Annotated in this window: 12 protein-coding genes; 3 read left to right on the forward strand and 9 right to left on the reverse strand. The window is 72.4% G+C overall.

What is annotated here, in order from left to right:
- The 5 genes from AB0J12_RS33565 to AB0J12_RS33585 form a co-directional block, all read right to left on the reverse strand.
- Positions 1–425: hypothetical protein (locus AB0J12_RS33565; RefSeq protein ID WP_363268403.1), on the reverse strand; the 425-nt coding region annotated here is incomplete at its 3' end.
- A 149-nt stretch (positions 426–574) separates the two neighbouring features.
- Positions 575–1,039 (reverse strand): DUF3237 domain-containing protein, encoded by a 465-nt coding sequence (locus AB0J12_RS33570; RefSeq protein ID WP_363268404.1) that lies wholly within the window; start codon positions 1,037–1,039, stop codon positions 575–577.
- A gap of 151 nt (positions 1,040–1,190) precedes the next feature.
- Entirely contained in the window at positions 1,191–2,555 is a 1,365-nt protein-coding gene (locus tag AB0J12_RS33575; protein WP_363268405.1) for an FAD-dependent oxidoreductase, read from the reverse strand.
- Positions 2,556–2,689: 134 nt separating this feature from the next.
- A complete protein-coding gene (locus tag AB0J12_RS33580; RefSeq protein ID WP_363268406.1) occupies positions 2,690–5,497 on the reverse strand; it encodes a SpoIIE family protein phosphatase in 2,808 nt (935 codons plus the stop codon).
- 134 nt (positions 5,498–5,631) lie between these two features.
- Positions 5,632–8,118, reverse strand: a complete 2,487-nt coding sequence (locus tag AB0J12_RS33585) for a SpoIIE family protein phosphatase (RefSeq protein ID WP_363268407.1) — start codon at positions 8,116–8,118, stop codon at positions 5,632–5,634.
- 300 nt (positions 8,119–8,418) lie between these two features.
- On the opposite strand from AB0J12_RS33585, the gene proP reads away from it, so the two are divergent.
- Positions 8,419–9,927: a glycine betaine/L-proline transporter ProP gene (gene proP / locus AB0J12_RS33590; RefSeq protein WP_363268408.1), complete on the forward strand. Its 1,509-nt coding sequence runs from the start codon at positions 8,419–8,421 to the stop codon at positions 9,925–9,927.
- Between the two features lie 180 nt (positions 9,928–10,107).
- Complete coding sequence (locus AB0J12_RS33595) at positions 10,108–10,953, forward strand: DUF72 domain-containing protein (protein WP_363268409.1); 846 nt, start codon at positions 10,108–10,110, stop codon at positions 10,951–10,953.
- A 25-nt stretch (positions 10,954–10,978) separates the two neighbouring features.
- Here AB0J12_RS33595 and AB0J12_RS33600 read toward each other — a convergent pair whose 3' ends face one another.
- Genes AB0J12_RS33600 through AB0J12_RS33615 form a run of 4 tightly spaced genes read right to left on the reverse strand, consistent with a single transcriptional unit; the run spans position 10,979 to position 15,401 of the window.
- Positions 10,979–12,361, reverse strand: coding sequence for a GH1 family beta-glucosidase (locus tag AB0J12_RS33600; protein ID WP_363268411.1), 1,383 nt, complete (start codon positions 12,359–12,361; stop codon positions 10,979–10,981).
- Positions 12,362–12,378: 17 nt separating this feature from the next.
- Positions 12,379–13,215: a carbohydrate ABC transporter permease gene (locus tag AB0J12_RS33605; RefSeq protein WP_363268413.1), complete on the reverse strand. Its 837-nt coding sequence runs from the start codon at positions 13,213–13,215 to the stop codon at positions 12,379–12,381.
- A gap of 8 nt (positions 13,216–13,223) precedes the next feature.
- Positions 13,224–14,171: a sugar ABC transporter permease gene (locus AB0J12_RS33610; RefSeq protein ID WP_363268414.1), complete on the reverse strand. Its 948-nt coding sequence runs from the start codon at positions 14,169–14,171 to the stop codon at positions 13,224–13,226.
- A 12-nt stretch (positions 14,172–14,183) separates the two neighbouring features.
- A complete protein-coding gene (locus AB0J12_RS33615) occupies positions 14,184–15,401 on the reverse strand; it encodes a sugar ABC transporter substrate-binding protein (RefSeq protein WP_363268415.1) in 1,218 nt (405 codons plus the stop codon).
- A gap of 226 nt (positions 15,402–15,627) precedes the next feature.
- On the opposite strand from AB0J12_RS33615, the gene yicI reads away from it, so the two are divergent.
- Complete coding sequence (gene yicI, locus AB0J12_RS33620; RefSeq protein WP_363268416.1) at positions 15,628–17,898, forward strand: alpha-xylosidase; 2,271 nt, start codon at positions 15,628–15,630, stop codon at positions 17,896–17,898.
- The last annotated feature ends 21 nt before the right edge of the window (positions 17,899–17,919 follow it).

Below are 17,919 nucleotides of genomic sequence, written 5' to 3' on the forward strand. Positions count from 1 at the left end.
GTGACCGCCTCCTGGCAGCGCGGGGCCACTCCGGTGCTGCCGCTTCGCGCGGCCCTGGCCCGAGGCGTGCTCGCGGTCGACATGAATGACGACCACACCTCGCTCAGGGTCCACACCTGCCCCACCGCGGGATCGTGGCGCAGCACCAGGACCACGGTCCCTCCGCAGGAGACCCGGGTGCCCTCGTGCGGGGCGCATCCGTGATGGCGGCACCGGCAGGCGGCGTCGGCGCGCACGGCCGCGGCCCGGGCATGTGCGAGGGCGTGGGCCTCGGCGAACCGGCGCAGCGCCGCGAGGTCGCGGGAGCGGGCCGGCATCACGCACGACGAGGAGCAGGTGACCGAGGCACTGCGGTCGCGGTGACCGACCACCCGGATCGTCCAGGAACGACCCGGGCGGCGCGCCGAGGGAGCGTCAGGAGTCATCAGAGCCAAGAGCGGTTGTCCTTCGTGGGAGCCGATCAGGCGGGCAGGCACCGAGGAAGATCCACCGATCCACCGGAAGTGGCCTCGCTCACAGCATGCCCACCCTCCGGCCGCGCCATCCGCCTCCCACGCGGGAGTCACCACCCGGCTCACTCCACCGCGTACACACGGATCACGATGTCCCCGTCCTCCTCCCGGGCGAGGCCCACGAACACCGTCCGCGCGAGCCACCGGTGGGCGGGCGCGTCGGTACGGAAGTAGACGCCGGGCCTCGGCGAGCAACAGGTCGCCGTCGTACTCGTCGGGGCTGCCGGCTCCCTCGTGGTAGTAGCCGCGGTGACGATGTCGATGACGGCGCCGTCGTCCGCCTGGATGAGGTAGCGGGTGTCGAGCTCGCAGACCGTGCCGCGGGTGTTGGACCAGTCGCCGCCGCCGGCCAGCACGGTGCCGTTCAGCCGCGGGCCGTGCACGGTGCCGCCGGTGATGGACGTGAGGGAGGGTGAACACGCCGGGACGCCAACAGCCCGGTGATCCAGAACCCAGCGGTTTACCGGGGCGCGGGAGCCGTCGTAGGTGCCGGTGGCCGTCCGGATCCCGACGCGGCACGGAGGCACGGGGCGGCGGCCGCCAGGGGCCCGCGGCCAGGCGCGGCGGGCCCGGTCACCGGCACCGGTTCCTGTCCGCCGCGCGGCGCCGCGCGACCGGCGAGTGCGTCATTAGCGGCGTGGGCCGGTGAGTGTGTCACCGGCCCACGCCGTAACCCCGTTACGCGCCGCTCGCCTTCAGCATCTCCTCGCGTTCCACGATCTTCACGCGCTCGCGGCCCTGCGGCTCGCCCAGCGCCTTCTCGGCCGCGTCCAGGGCGTACCAGCCGTCCCAGGTCGTGAAGCGGACGCTGCGCTCGGCGAGGAAGGCGTCGACCGCCTCCGGGTCGGGCGAGGCCGGCGTCTGCAGACGGCCGTTCGCGTGGTCGTCCAGCAGGTTGGCCACCGTCTCGTTGGCGTCGCCCTTGGTGTGGCCGATGAGGCCGATCGGGCCGCGCCGGATCCAGCCGGTGACGTACACCGACTGCAGGTGGGTGCCGCCCTCCTCGACGACCCGGCCGCCCGCGTCGGGCACCGTGCCGCTGTCCAGGTCCCAGGGCAGCTTGGGGAGTTTGTCGGAGAGGTAGCCCACCGCGCGGTAGACCGCCGACACGTCCCAGTCGGTGAACTTGCCGGTGCCGCGCACGTTCCCGGTGCCGTCCAGTTCCGTGCGCTCGGTGCGCAGGCCGGCCACCTTGCCGTCCTCGCCGAGGATCTCGGTGGGCGACTCGAAGAAGTGCAGGAACAGCTTGTGCGGGCGGTCACCGGTGTCGCGGATCGCCCAGTTCTCCAGGGTCTTGGCGACCATGTCGGCCTGCTTGTTGCCGCGCCGGGTGGCGATCGAGCCCTCGTCGTAGTCGATGTCCTCGGGGTCGACGATGACCTCGATGTTCGGGGAGTGGTCCAGCTCCCGCAGCTCCATCGGGCTGAACTTCGCCTGCGCCGGGCCGCGGCGGCCGAAGACGTGGATCTCGACGGCCTTGTTGGCCTTCAGACCGTCGTAGACGTTCGCCGGGATCTCCGTGGGCAGCAGTTCGTCCGCCGTCTTGGCGAGGATGCGCGCCACGTCGAGGGCCACGTTGCCCACGCCGAGCACCGCGACCTTCTCGGCCTGAAGCGGCCAGGTGCGCGGCACGTCCGGGTGGCCGTCGTACCAGGAGACGAAGTCGGCGGCACCGTAGGAGCCGTCGAGGTCGACGCCCGGGATCGGCAGCGCGCGGTCGGCCGTGGCGCCGGTCGCGAAGATCACCCCGTCGTAGAACGCGCGCAGGTCGTCCAGGGAGATGTCGGTCGGGTAGTCGACGTTGCCGAAGAGGCGGATCTGCGGCTTGTCCAGCACCTGGTGCAGGGCCGTGATGATGCCCTTGATCCGCGGGTGGTCGGGGGCGACGCCGTAGCGGATCAGTCCGAACGGCGCGGGCATGCGCTCGAAGATGTCGATGGACACGCCGGGCTCGGCGGCCACCTCGGACTTGAAGAGCGCGTCGGCGGCGTAGATCCCGGCGGGGCCGGAACCGACGATGGCGACCCGCAGGGGGCGAGGCATGACGGGTTTCCCTTCGAGCGGCGAATGATCGACTCGACGGGAAGCCTAAACTGAGGCATGCCTAAGTCGGTACGCGGGTCCGCTCTATGACCTCATAAGCGGCTCTTATGGGAAGTCAAAGGTCTGCTTGACGGCTACGGCAGCGGCTGCTCCGCCCAGATGATCTTCCCGTGCTGGGTGTAGCGCGTCCCCCAGCGCTCAGTCAGCTGCGCCACCAGGAACAGACCGCGGCCGCCCTCGTCGGACAGCGCCGCGTAGCGCAGGTGCGGTGAGGTGTTGCTGCCGTCGAAGACCTCGCAGATCAGACTGCGGTCACGCAGCAGCCGCACCCGCACCGGGGCGCTGCCGTACCGGATCGCGTTGGTGACCAGCTCGCTGAGGATCAGCTCCGTGGTGAACTCCAGCTCCTGAAGGCCCCACTCCGCCAGCTGCCGGGTCACGAACGCGCGGACGTCCTTGACCGCCGACGGCTCCATCGGCACCTCCCGCTCGGCGACCTGGTCGGGGCCGAGCGCCCGGGTGCGCGCGACGAGCAGCGCGATGTCGTCGGCCTGCCGGGCCGGCAGCAGCGCGTCCAGAACCGCCAGGCAGGTGTCCTCCGGCGAGGTTCCGGCCCCCGCCAGCGCGCCGCGCAGCAGCTCAAGACCGCTGTCGATGTCCCGCTCCCGGTCCTCCACCAGCCCGTCGGTGTACAGCACGAGCCGGCTGTCCTCCGCGAGGTCCAGCTCCACCGCCTCGAACGGCAGGCCGCCGAGCCCCAGCGGGGGACCGGCCGGTACCTCGGCGAACGCCACGCTGCCGTCGGGGCCGACCACCGCCGGCGGCGGATGGCCGGCCCGCGCCATCGTGCAGCGCCGCGCCGCCGGGTCGTACACCGCATACAGGCAGGTCGCGCCGGTGACCGGGGCGGCGGAGCCTTCCACCGCCTCGTCCTGGTCGATCCGCGCCACCAGCTCGTCCAGCAGCGTCAGCAACTCGTCCGGGGCCAGGTCCAGCGAGGAGAAGTTGTGCACCGCGGTGCGCAGCCGGCCCATGGTCGCCGCCGCGTGCAGCCCGTGCCCGACCACGTCGCCCACGACCAGCGCCACCCGGGCACCCGACAGCGGCAGTACGTCGAACCAGTCGCCGCCCACCCCGGCCTGCGCCGGCAGATACCGGTAGGCGATGTCCAGCGCGTTCTGCGCCGGCAGACTGCGCGGCAGCAGGCTGCGCTGCAGCGTCACCGCGAGGCCGTGCTCGCGGGTGTAGCGGCGCGCGTTGTCGATGGCCACCGCCGCCCGCGTGACCAGCTCCTCCGCCAGCGCCACCTCCTCCTCGTCGAAGGGCTCGGGCCGCTCGGCGCGCCAGAAGCTCACAACGCCCAGCACCCGGCCACCCGCCCGCACCGGCACGGTGATCAGCGAGTGGATGCCGTACGCCATGACCCGCGCCGAACGCTCCAGGTCCTGCGCCCGAAAGCCCGGCGCCTTCGCCAGGCTCGGCTCACTGACCGCCCTGCCCGTCACCAGACTCACCCCGTGCGGCGAGGAGTCCACGAACCGCAGCTGGCGGCCCAGCGGGAACAGCGGCGCGTCCGGGCGGACCCCGCTGACGGCCGTCCGGCGCAGCGCACCGCCGGGCTCCGGGTCCTCCCCGGACAGGACGGCGTCGAAGAGGTCCACGGTGACGAAGTCGGCGAACCGCGGCACGGCCAGCTCGGCCAGCTCCTTCGCCGTACCGGCCACGTCGAGGCTCGTGCCGATCCCCACTCCGGCGGCGTAGAGCAGGTCGAGACGCTCGCGGGCCGCCTCCGCCCGGCCCAGCAGGGCCCGCAGCTCGGTCGAGTCGCGCAGGGTGGCCACACTGCCGGGCGGGCCGCCCTCCAGGTCGGTGGGCCGCTGGTTGATCGCCAGCAGGGAATCGCCGACCAGGTGCACCTCGTCGGTGGCGACCCGGCCGGAGGCCAGCAGTTCGGCGGTGTCCGCGTCCAGGCCCAGGTCCAGCACATGCCGGCGTTCGGCGTCGGCGGGCAGGCCGAGCAGCCGGTGTGCCTCGTCGTTGGCGAGCAGCAGGTCGCCCTCGCCGCTGACGATGAGCACGCCCTCGCGCACCGAGTGCAGCACCGCGTCGTGATGCTCGTACATGCGGGTCATCTCGCGCGGGCCGAGGCCGTGGGTCTGGCGCAGCAGCCGCCGGCTCACCAGGGCCGTGCCGCCGGTGGCCAGCGCCAGCCCCGTGGCCGCTGCGGCCAGCACCAGCGGCAGTTGGCGGTCGGCGGCGCCGCCCACGTGGGCGGTCGTGATGCCGGCCGACACCAGCCCGACCACCTTCCCGTCGGGCGCCGTCACCGGCACCACGGCCTGCACCAGACGGCCGATCGTCCCGTTGATCTCCTCCACCACGGTGCCCCCGGCCAGGGCGGGGGCGATGGTCCCGACGAACTTCTTGCCGATGCGGTCCGGCTTGGGGTGGGTGTAGCGGATGCCGTCGGTGTTCGTCACGACGATGAAGTCCACGTTCGCCGCCTTGCGGGCCGCCTCGGCGCGCGGCTGCAGCACCGCCGTGGGGTCGGGGGTGCTGAGCGCCGCGCGGGTGCCGGGCGCGTTCGCGAAGGTCTCGGCGACCGCGAGGGAGCGGGTGCGGGCTTCCTGCGTGGTGTCGGCTCGGACCTGCAGCAGAAGCGCGACCACGGCGGCGACGACGAGCAGCAGCACGATGACGACATTGAGGACGAACACCTGCCCGGCCAGGCTGCGGCCGCCGAGCCTGGCGCGCAGCCCGGCCGCCGGCTCGCGGCGCGTGCGGCCGGGCCCCTTGCGCCGCGCGGCGGGCGCGGGCACCGCGGCCTGCCGCCGCAGACGCTCACCGACCGCGCGGGGCACGCCGTCATGGCCGTGCGGTTCACGCCGGCTGCCGGGAGGCCGGGGCGAGCGGGTCCCGGATCGACCCAGAAGTCGGACCATGTGCCCATGTCTACACTGCCGCGCCGCGTGAGGCGAGGGGCGTCACACCGTGGCAGGGGCCCGTCGGGTGAGCGGTGACGCATTCCGTGCGCCTCGTGCGCGACACGCTCGCGCAGGCCCCTGGGGCCGCGCCGTCACCCGCCCGCCGCACCCCCCGGCGTGAGCGCCGCCAGCAGGAGGGCGATGTCGTCGGGGCGGTCCGCGGCGTGCCGGGCCGTCGCGGTGAGACGGTCGGCGACGTCCGCCAGGGACCTGCAACCCCGGTCCGCGCCCGGCGCGCCCGCCCGGGACAGGGCGAGCCGCAGCGCCGTGATGCCGTCGTCGATGTCGAAGCCGGGCCGCTCGACCAGCCCGTCCGTGTACAGCGCCAGCACCGCGCCCGGAGTCATCCGCAGCTCGGACACCGGGTAGCGGGCCGCCGGGTCCACGCCGAGGACCACCCCGCCGGGCAGGTCCACGACCGTGGTGCGGCCGTCGGCCTCCCGCAGCAGGGGCGGCGGATGCCCGGCCCGCACCACCCGCGCCAGGCCGCTGACCGGATCGAGCCGGACGTAGCAGCAGCTCGCGAACTGGCCCGGGTCGAGGTCGATGAGCAGCCGGTTGGTGCCGCCGAGCACCTCCTGGGGCGGCCGGTCGCTCAGCGCGAACGCCCGCACCGCACTGCGCAGCTGCCCCATCGTGGCCGCCGCCTGCACCCCGTGCCCCTGCACGTCCCCGATCACCAGCGCCAGCCCGTCCCCGGACGGCACCACGTCGTACCAGTCGCCGCCCACGTCCATCCCCTCCGTCCCCGGCAGATACCGCCCCGCGGTCGCCACCCGGGGGTGCTCGGGCAGACGGCGGGGCAGCAGCGCCTGCTGCAATCCGTGCGCGAGGGCGGCCTCGGTGTCGTACCGCTGGGCTTTCTCCATCACATGGGCGATCAGACCGGCGAGCGCCGTCAGGACGGTGCGCTCCTCGGAACTGAAGCTGCGCGGGCGGTCGAAGCCGAGGATGCAGGAGCCGACCGGGCGCCCGGAGGCGATCAACGGCAGGAAGGCGCGGGAGCCCTCGGTGGCGTCCAGTGGGATGCCCGGGTACGCGGCCTCGAGCTGCTGCATGGATTCGAAGAACAGCGGACGGCCCGTGGTGAGCGTCTCGACACCGGGCAGCCGTGCGTCCAGCGCCACCCCCTCGAAGGGCGTGAGGAAGCCCACCGGGAAACCGGTCTCCCAGGCCAGGTACAGATGCCGCTCCTGGAGCAGATAGATCGCCAGGCGGCGACCGCCGAACGCGGGCAGCAGCTCCTGCACGACCACCGCGGACACCTGGCGCGCCGTGACCGCCTCCGACAGCGCGATGGCCAGCGCGATCGGACGGTACTGGGGAGCGGCGGCGGCCGTGGCGGGGCGCGGTGAGCCGTCGGCGTCGACCGGCGGCGGAGACTCCGGCACCCGGTTGGCCGGGGCGACGGTGCAGGTCAGGATGTGGGTGCCGGGGTGCACGGACACGGCGAGCCAGTCGCCTTCGTAGGACTGCCGGGGCTGCGCGGGCGGCCGCCTGACCTGGAAGTGCACCGGCTCGAGGGACAGCAGGGCATGGCGCAGCTGGTCCTCGCAGCCGGGCTGGTCCAGCCACGGCACGGCCTCCCACAGCGGACGGCCGAGCAGCCCGTCGCGCTCCGTCCCCAGCAGCCGGGCGGCGCGCGGATTGGCGTAGCCGACCACGCCCAGCCGGTCCAGGCAGAACACCCCCTGCGGCAGCAGATCGGCGGCGCCGTCGGCCAGTGCGCCGGATCCCGGGTCGAGGACGACGCCGTCCACGGACCGCGTCAACCCGCCGTCCGCCGTCCGCGGCGCCCACAACAGCACCAGCCGCTGCGCGCCGTCCGCGCCGCGCACCGGCACCGGCAGAGGCGGGGGCCGGCCCTGGGCAGCCTCCCGCAGCAGGGCAGGCAGCTCCGGAGCGACCGGCAGCAGCGCGTCGAGGGTGCCGGGCAGCCGGCCGGCCGGGGTCCCGAGCAGGGCCTGCGCCGGGCCGTCGGCGGTGAGACGGTCGGCCACCGGATCCCACGACAGGCACCCGACGCGCCCGCCGGCCGGACCCGGCCCCGGCGGCCGCACGTCCAGCGGCGCCGCGTCCCAGGTGACGTGCGGGCCGGTGCCCGCCGGGCCGTCCAGTGCGAGGGCCAGCCGGCCGGCCAGCGCCTCCAGCGACTGGCGTTGCGGCACCATTTCGGCGGCGTCCGCCACGGCCGGGCGCAGCACCGCCAGCACCCCCAGCACCCGGGCGTGCCGGGCGATCGGCACGCACAGCGAACCGAACGGGAACGGCAGCCCCGCCGCGAACTGCGGATAGCGGCGCATCGTCTCCGCAGGGTTCGCGAGCGTCACCGGCACCCCGAGCCGGTACGCGTCGGTCGCCGGGAACGGCCACTCCACCTGCAACCGCCACCACGGCCGGAACAGCGCCCCGGGCAGCCCGCACAGCACGGCCAGCCGCAGCAGCCCGGGGACGGACGAGCGCAGGTACACGGCCGCGACCCGGCCGTCGGCCGCACGCAGCGCCTGCGTCACGGCGTCGGTCAGCAGCGCGGCCGACCATCCCGGTGGCCGCTGTCCGTCCCCGGCGCTCCCACTCATGGCCCTACCTCGTCGGTGCCGCCGTGTGGGCGACACAGCAAGAAGACACAGCAAGAATGCGCCTCCCGGCGGGGGCGCCGCATCCGCGCGCAGCGGTCGCGCGGCCTCCCGGTACGGCGGGGGAGGCGGCGCGTCGTCCGCGGGCCGGTGGAGTGACGAACATCCCTCTGCCGCCCCACCCGGTTTGCGTCTGCCACGAGTGAGCAGGCGATCTTGCGGTTGTACCGCCCACAGGAGTCCAGGGGTCCAGGTCCGCACAAGTCCCAGCGGCCCGCAGGAGTCCGCAGGAAAGGAGTCCGCATGGTGCCCGGCGTGTCCGACACCTTCGAGGAAGCCGCCGATCCGGAGGCCGAACGCCGACACCGCGCACTGTTCCGCGCGGCGAGACGGCGCCGCAACCCGCCGCTGCGCCGCACCGACATCACGGTGACCGACGAGCAGGCCGTGCAGCGCGCGGTGAAGGCGGCCTCGCTCGGCAACGCCATGGAATGGTTCGACTTCGGCATCTACAGCTATCTCGCGGTCACCCTCGGGCATGTCTTCTTCCCGTCCGGGAACGACACGGTCCAGCTGCTGTCGTCGTTCGCCACCTTCGCGGTGTCCTTCCTGGTACGCCCCCTCGGCGGCATGGTGTTCGGCCCGCTCGGCGACCGGATCGGCCGCAAGAAGGTGCTCGCCATGACCATGATCATGATGGCGGTCGGCACCTTCGCGATCGGGCTGATCCCCTCCTACGCCCTGATCGGCTTCTGGGCGCCGGCCCTGCTGATCCTCTTCCGCCTGGTGCAGGGCTTCTCCACGGGCGGCGAGTACGGCGGCGCGTCCACCTTCATCGCCGAATACGCGCCCGACCGGCGGCGAGGCTTCTTCGGCAGCTTCCTGGAGCTCGGCACCCTCGCCGGATACGTCGGCGCGGCCGGCCTGGTGACCGCGCTGACGGCGTGGCTCGGCGACACCGGCATGCAGGACTGGGGCTGGCGGGTGCCGTTCCTGGTCGCCGGCCCCATCGGGCTCGTCGGTCTCTATCTGCGGCTGCGGCTGGACGAGACGCCCGCCTTCCGCAAGCTGGAGGACGACTCCCTGCACCGCGCGTCGGAGGCGGCGTCCGGCGTGGAGACGAGCGCGCGCGGCGACCTGGCGAAGATCTTCCGTGAGCACTGGCGGACGCTGATCCTGTGCGTCTGCCTGGTCGGCGCGTACAACATCGCCGACTACATGCTGCTGTCGTACATGCCGACCTACCTGTCGGACGAGATGGGTTACTCCGAGGCGCACGGCCTGCTCGTCCTCATCGGCACCATGGTGGTGCTGATGCTGCTCATCAACCAGGTCGGCCGGCTGTCCGACCGGGTGGGCCGCAAGCCGCTGCTGATGGCCGGCATGCTCGGCTTCCTGCTGCTGTCCGTGCCCGCGTTCCTCCTGGTCGGCCAGGGCAGCCTGGGCGCGGTCTCGGCGGGCATGCTGATGCTCGGCCTGTCCCTGGTGTGCCTGCTCGGCACGATGTCCGCCGCGCTGCCCGCGCTGTTCCCCACCCAGGTGCGCTACGGCTCGCTGTCCATCGGCTACAACCTCTCCGCCTCCCTCTTCGGCGGGACGACCCCGCTCGTCATCACGGCCCTGATCTCCGCCACCGGCAGCGACCTGATGCCCGCGTACTACGCCATGGCCGCCGCCCTCGTCGGCGTCGTCGCCGTGGCCTGCATGAAGGAAACGGCCCGCCGCCCCCTCGACGGCTCCCCGCCGTCGGTCGAAACGGAGGAGGAAGCGGCCCGCCTGGTGGAGGAACAGGCACCGGCACCGCGCTTCTGACGGTCTGCCGGGCGCTGGTACCGCGTTTCCGCTGGGCACCGGTACCGCGTTCTGACGGCCTGCCGGCCGTGTCGCGTGACGGCGGCGGGGTGGCCCCCTGACCAGGGGCCACCCCGCCCTCCTTCGCGCCCAGGTCCCCAACCGCCCCATGTGCAGACCGTGTCGGGGTAACCGGCCGCCATGGGTGAGATTCTCGTGGGGACGTGCTCATGGACCGATCGCGCGCTCGTCGGCAGCGGCTGGTACCCGGCCGGGCGGCGGGATCCCGAGGGGCGGTTGCGCTACTACGCCGAGCAGTTCCCCGTCGTCGAGGTCGACGCGACCTACTACGCCCTGCCGTCCGCACGCAACAGCCGCCTGTGGGCGGAGCGTACGCCCGACGGGTTCGTCTTCGACGTCAAGGCCTTCTCCCTGCTGACCGGCCACACCACCCGCCCCGCCTCCCTGCCGGACGGCCTGCCCGCGGACAGCCGGGACCCCGCGGTGCTGGACGCGGTGTGGTCCCGCTTCACCGACGCGCTCGCACCGCTGCGCGAGGCCGGGCGGCTGGGCACGCTGCTCTTCCAGTTCCCGCCCTGGCTGCAGCCCGGCCCCCGGGCCGAGGAGGTCCTCGCCGACTGCGCCGCACGCACCGCGGGCTGGCCCGTCGCCGTGGAGTTCCGCCACCCGCAGTGGTGGAGCGGCGAACGGTACGACGAGACGCGGGCCATGCTGCGCGGCCACGGGTTCGCCGCGGTCGGCGTCGACATGCGCCAGGGGCTGCCGGCCTCCGTTCCGCCCGTCACCCCGGTCACCTCGCCGGAGCTGTCCGTCGTCCGTTTCCACGGCCGCAGCCCCGCCTGGGGGACGGGCAGCAAGGAGGACCGCTTCCGCCACGCCTACACGGACGCGGAACTGAAGGAGTGGGTGCCGCGGCTGCGGGCCCTGGCCGACGGCACCGCCCGGCTCCACGTGCTGTTCAACAACTGCTGCGGCACGGCCGCCGTCGACGCCGCCGCCCGCATGCGTGACCTGCTGGACGCGTGAACGCCGGCGCGCGCACGCCGTCGGCTCAGTCCCGCTGCGCGGCGATGAACTCCCGGTACCACCGGTAGCTGTCCTTCGGCGTGCGCCGCAGTGTGTCGTAGTCGACCCGCACGATGCCGAACCGCTTGCCGTAGCCGTGCGCCCACTCGAAGTTGTCCAGCAGGGACCACACGTAGTACCCGCGCACGTCCACGCCCGCGTCGATCGCGGCCCGCAGTGCGCCGATGTGGTCGCGCAGATAGGCCACCCGGTCCGTGTCGTGCACCGTGCCGTCGGCGTCGGCCGCGTCGTGCTCGGCGGAGCCGTTCTCGGTGATGTGCACCGGCGGCAGCGCAGCGCCGTAGCGCTCCTTGAGGTCCACCAGCAGGTCGGTGAAGGTGCCGGGTGCGACGGGCCAGTCCATCGCCGTGTGCCGCACGCCCTCCAGACGCACCTCCGCGTACCGGTTGTCCGTCGCCACGCGCCGGGCCGGGTCGGCTTCCCGGTACGGGGCGTCGGCGACCACGATCGGCCGGTAGTAGTTGATGCCGAGGAAGTCCAGCGGCTGCCCGATCAGCTCCAGGTCGCCGTCCTGCCGGAAGTCCTGACCGGTGATCAGCTCGCCCCAGGTCCCCTCCTCGCTCGCCGGGTAGCGGCCCGCGAACAGCGGCTCCGTCCACACCAGGTTGTGCTGGGTGTCCGCGCGCAGCACCGCCGCCCGGTCCGCGGGGGAGCCGGGGGAGGCCGGCAGGTTGCGGTCCAGGTTGAGCGTGATGCCCACCTCGCGCACCCCGGCCGCCCGCAGCGCCTGTACGGCGAGCCCGTGGCCGACCAGCAGATGGTGGGCGGCGGCCAGCGCGCCGCGGCCCTCCCGGGCGCCGGGCGCGTGACGGCCGACCGCGTAACCGAGGAAGGCGCTGCACCACGGCTCGTTGAGGGTGATCCAGCGCGGCACCCGGTCGCCGAGGCGCTCGGCGACGGTGGCCGTGTACGCGGCGAAGTGCTCCGCGGTCGCCCGCACCCGCCAGCCGCCCCGGTCCTCCAGCGCCTGCGGCAGGTCCCAGTGGTAGAGGGTGGCCGCGGGCTCGATCCCGGCCGCGAGCAGCTCGTCGACCAGCCGGTCGTAGAAGTCCAGGCCCTTGGCGTTCACCGGGCCCGAGCCGTCCGGCACGATCCGCGGCCAGGCGATCGAGAAGCGGTAGGAGTCCACGCCCAGGTCGCGCAGCAGCGCCACGTCCTCGGCGTAGCGGTGGTAGTGGTCGCAGGCGACGTCGCCGGTGTCGCCGTTCGTGACCATGCCGGGAGTGTGGCTGTAGGTGTCCCAGATGGAGGGGGAGCGGCCGTCCTCGCGGACCGCGCCCTCGATCTGGTACGAGGCGGTCGCGGCGCCGAGGACGAAGCCGGGCGGGAAACGGGGGGAGTCGGTCATGTGGGCGGCCTTCACAGTCACTTGACGGAACCGCCGGTGATCCCGGCGGCGATGTACTTCTGGGCGAGGACGAGCAGGATCGCGGCGGGGATCGCGGAGAGCACCGAGGCGGCCATCACCGAGCCCCAGTCGCCGACGTGCGCGCCGATGTACTGGTAGATGCCGAGGGTGACCGGCTTGACGTCGTCGGTGGTGTTCAGCGTGAGCGCGAACATGAAGTCGCTCCAGGAGAACAGGAACGCGAACAGCCCCGAGGTGATCAGCGCGTTGCGGCTCATCGGCAGCACCACCTGGACGAACGTCCGCAGCCGGCCGGCCCCGTCCATCTGCGCGGCCTCGACCACCTCGCCGGGGATGGACACCATGAACGAGCGCATCAGCACGATGGAGAAGGGGATGCCGAGCGAGGCGTCCGCCAGCATCAGGCCGGCGTAGGAGTTGACCAGGCCCAGATCGACGTAGGTGTTGTACAGGGCGTTGGCGATGACGATGCCCGGCACCATCTGGGTGATCAGCGTGCCGAACACGATGCCGCGGCTGCCGCGCAGCCGGAACTGCGCGAGCCCGTAGGCGGCCGGCGCGGCGATCGCCAGGCAGATAACGACGGCGCCCAGCGACACCACCAGCGACGTCAGCAGATGCCCGCCCTGGTCGCCGAGCGCCTTGGAGAATCCGGACAGGTCCAGGCCGTGCGGCACCGGATCGACCTCCAGCAGCCCGGCCTTCGGCTGGAGCGCGGTGTCGAGCATCCAGTACAGCGGGAACAGCATCACGCACAGCACCAGCACGCCCACGACGGTGGAACCCCAGTGGCGCTTCGCGGTGCGCGGCTGCGCGGCGGTTTCGGTGGCCATCGTCCTCGTCACTTCCCCTCGGTGCGGTTGGCCCGCAGGTAGAACACCGCGAACACCGCGGAGATCAGGATCAGCACGTTGCCGACCACCGCGCCCGCACCGAAGTCCAGCTGGACGAAGGAGTTCTGGTAGGTGAGCGTGCCCAGGGTCTGCGTCGCGTCGGCTGGACCGCCGTCGGTCAGGGCGAGGATCAGGTCGAGGATCTTGACCGTCGACATGAATCCCAGCACCAGGACGACGGTGATGACGGGCCTCAGCATCGGCAGGGTGATGGACCGGAACGTCCGCCATGCCGACGCGCCGTCAAGAGAGGCGGCCTCGTACATCTCTCTGGGGATCTCCTGCAGACCGCCGTACAGAATGACCATGTTGAAGGGGATGCCGATCCAGATGTTGACGGCAATGACCGACAGCAGGGCCATGTGCGGACTGGTCAACCATGGAGTGTGGCCGCCGAGCCCGATCGTGTCGAAGAAGGTGTTCAACACACCCGTGTCCTGGTCCAGGATGCGCCGCCACACGATGCCGGACACCACCATGGGCACCAGCCACGGCAACAGGATCAACGATCGCAGTGCACCGCCCAGCGGAAAGCGCCGGTTGAAGAACACCGCGAGGGCGAGGCCGATGCAGAACTGCCCGAGCAGCGAGCCGGCCGTGAAGACGAGTGTGTGCCACAGCGCCTTGCCGAACAGGGCGTCCTTGAAGACCTGCGACCAGTTGTCGACGCCGTTGAAGGGCGCCTCGCCGGTGAAGAAGGTCTTCGGCGTGTAGTGCTGGAAGCTCATCACGACGTTGCGCACGAGCGGGTAGCCGAAGAAGAGCAGCATGAAGACGACGGCGGGGGCGACGAACCCCCACTGCGCGAGCCGGCGCCGCAGCCCGCGCGGACCCGGCGCTGCGGTCTTCGGACGGGCTGCGGAGGGCGCCGGGGCGGTGACGGTGGACGTGGTCATGGGTCGCGTACCTCAGTTCCCGCTCGTGGCCCGCTGCTGGGCGCGCTTCAGGGCGGACTCGCTGGACTGCCCGGTCAGGGCGGACTGGAAGGCGCTCTGCAGGGCGAGCGACACGCCCGACCAGCCGGCGCCGAGCTTGGCGGTCCGCGAGCGGGCCTGGGCCACCTGGTCGGCGAGCGCGTCGAGCTCCGGGACGCGTGTGCGCCACACGGCGGCGGCCTTGGCGTCGGCCGGGACCATCCAGCTGTTGAGGGCGTAGGTGAGCTGCTCCTGCTCGCTCGACAGGCAGGCGACGACGCGCCCGGCCGTCTTCTCCCGGGCCGCGTCCCCGGTGTTCGGCACGGTCAGCACCGCGCCGCCGAGCGGGCCGACCGACTTGTCACCGGCCTTCGGCACCGGAATCTGCGCGATGCCCCAGTGCAGCGACTTCTTGGTGTTGAGCGTCTCGACCTGCCACGGTCCGTTGATCATCATCGCGGCGTTGCCCGCCATGAACTGGTCGTTGACGTCCGCCTGCGTCCAGCCGACCGTCGACTTCGACAGTGAGCCGTCCTTCAGCAGGGCCTTCCAGAAGTCCAGGGCCTGCACGACCCGCGGCCCGTCCAGCCGGGACTCGTCACCGCCGTTGGACCACATGAACGGCGTGAACTGGAAGACGCCGTCCTCCGCGCCGCCCGCGCTGAGGGCGATGCCGTAGCGCTTGCCGGCGGTGAGCTTCTTCGCCGTCGCACGCAGCTCGTCCCAGGTGGCGGGCACCTTCAGACCGGCCTCGGCGAGGAGGTCCTTGTTGTAGAACAGCGCGAGCGTGTTCACCGAGCGGGCCGCGCCGTAGTACGTGCCCCGGTACGACCCGAAGTTCACGATGCCCTGCGGGACGCCGTCGGTGCTCAGCCCGAGCGTGCGCAGGTCGGTCAGACCGCCGGCCTCCGCGAAGGTCGGCATCTCGGACGCGTCGAACTGCACGATGTCCGGCAGCGACTTCGAGGACGCCATGCGCAGGGCCTTGGTCATCACCTGCGCGGCCGGGACGCTCTGCTGCCTGATCGTGACCCCCAGCCGCTCGCTGCAGCGGGCCATCGCCTGGGCGTCCCAGCGGTGGTACGACTCGTCGGTAGAGGAGTTCAGGACGGTGTAGACACCGCTGTCGCGCTGCTGGCCGCATCCGGTCAGGGCCGTACCGGCGAGCAGCACCAACGCTGCGGCGAGCGTGTTGTTGAAGCGCTTCGACATAGGGTGGACCTTGCTGTCGTCCGCCCGGCCACCTTGCCGGACGAGTTTGTTTTCTGCGATGACTAATACGGCAATCCTGGCTCCGGCGCCAGACCTCTTCCGTGGTCGATCGCTCACCGTCCGCACGGAGATCCCCGCTACCGCCTGGTTTTATGTACGATCCGAACCCTCGGGCGACGCTCAGCGCGGGCCCTTTCGACCTCCGCCTCTCCTTGCGAGGAAGACCATGAAGTTCACCAACGGCTTCTGGCGCATCCGTGACGGCGTCCGCATCGCGTACGCCACCGAGGTGCGCGACGTACGCGTCGAATCGAAGCGCTTCACCGCCTCTGCCGCCGTACAGAAGGTGACGCGCAGAGGGGACACGCTCAACGCGCCGCTCGTCACGGTCGACTGCTTCTCACCGGCCGACGGCGTCATCGGCGTCCGCGTCACCCACCACGCGGGCAAGCGCGACCCGGGCCCCCACTTCGCCGTCGCCGCCGACCCCGGCGGCGCGGGCGAGGTGCGCGACGACGGCACGCTCACCGAGCTGACCAGCGGCCCGCTCACCCTGCGCCTGGACCGGGCCGCCCCCTGGACTCTGAGCTTCCACGACGCCGACGGACGGGAGCTGACCCGGGCCGGCCGCAAGGGCACCGCGTTCGCCACCACCGACGACGGCGCCCACCACGTCCTCGCCCAGCTCGCGCTCGGCGTCGGCGAGCAGATCTACGGACTCGGCGAACGCTTCACGCCGTACGTCAAGAACGGCCAGGTCGTCGACATCTGGCAGGCCGACGGCGGAACCAGCAGCGAGCAGGCGTACAAGAACATCCCGTTCTACCTGTCCTCCCGCGGCTACGGCGTCTTCGTCAACCACCCCGGCGCGGTCTCCTTCGAGGTCGGCTCCGAGTCGGTGGGGCAGGTGCAGTTCAGCGTGCGGGACCAGACGATCGAGTACTACGTCGTCGCCGGCCCCACGCCCAAGGACGTCCTGACCCGCTACACCGCCCTGACCGGCCGCCCCGCCCTGCCGCCCGCGTGGTCCTTCGGGCTGTGGCTGACCACGTCCTTCACCACCGACTACGACGAGGCGACCGTGATGTCCTTCGTCGACGGCATGGCCGAGCGCGGCATTCCGCTGTCGGTCTTCCACTTCGACTGCTTCTGGATGCGCGAGTACCAGTGGTGCGACTTCGAGTGGGACCCCGAGGTCTTCCCCGATCCGGAGGGCATGCTGGCCCGGCTGAAGGCCAAGGGCCTGAAAGTCAGTGCCTGGATCAACCCCTACATCGCGCAGAAGTCCCCGCTGTTCGAGGAGGCTGCCCAGCTGGGCCACCTGGTGCGCCGCCCGAACGGCGACGTGTGGCAGTGGGACCTGTGGCAGGCCGGTATGGGTCTGGTCGACTTCACCAGCCCCGACGCCCGGGCCTGGTTCCAGGGCAAGCTCAAGGCGCTGCTCGACCAGGGCGTGGACTGCTTCAAGACCGACTTCGGCGAGCGCATCCCCACCGACGTCGTCTGGCACGACGGCTCCGACCCGGAGCGCATGCACAACTACTACACGCACCTGTACAACCGGACCGTCTTCGAACTGCTGGAGAAGGAGCGCGGCGAGGGTGAGGCCGTGCTCTTCGCCCGCTCCGCGACCGCCGGCGGCCAGCAGTACCCGGTGCACTGGGGCGGCGACTGCTGGGCCTCCTTCGAGGCCATGGCGGAGTCGCTGCGCGGCGGACTGTCCCTGTCGCTGAGCGGCTTCGGCTTCTGGAGCCACGACATCGGCGGCTTCGAGGGCACCCCGGACCCGGCCGTCTTCAAGCGCTGGCTCGCCTTCGGCCTGCTCTCCTCGCACAGCCGGCTGCACGGCTCGGACTCCTACCGGGTGCCGTGGCGGTTCGGCGAGGAAGCGGTGGAGGTGGCCCGGCGCTTCACTCTGCTCAAGCACCGCCTCATGCCGTACCTGTTCGGCGCCGCCGCCGAGGCCCACCGCACCGGCGTGCCGGTGATGCGCCCCATGGTCCTGGAGTTCCCGCACGACCCGGCGTGCCGCCCGCTGGACCGCCAGTACATGCTGGGCCCCGACCTGCTGGTCGCCCCGGTCTTCACCGAGGACGGCGAGGTCGAGGTCTATCTGCCCGCGGGCACCTGGACCCACCTGCTCACCGGCGAGCGGGTCACCGGCCCGGCCTGGCGCACCGAGCGGCACGGCTTCGACAGCCTGCCCCTGTACGTCCGCGAGGGCGCCGTGCTGCCGCTGGCCTCGGACGACAGCCGGCCCGACGGCGACTGGCTGGACACGCCGACCCTGCTCGTCCACCCCACCGCCGACCCCGCGTACCGGGCCGAGGTCACCGTGCCCGATCCGACCGGCACCCCGGCGGCCACGTTCACGCTGCGGCGCGACGGCGACCGGCTGAGCGTCACCGCGCACGGCACCGACCGCCCCTTCACCGTGCGGGTGGCGGGCGGCACGAACGCGACGGGCGCGGACGAGGTGACCGTAGCGCTGGGCTGAAGGGCCGGGACGCCGGGACCG

The sequence above is a fragment of the Streptomyces sp. NPDC049915 genome (assembly GCF_040656475.1).
In the GTDB taxonomy this organism is placed as follows: Bacteria; Actinomycetota; Actinomycetes; order Streptomycetales; family Streptomycetaceae; genus Streptomyces.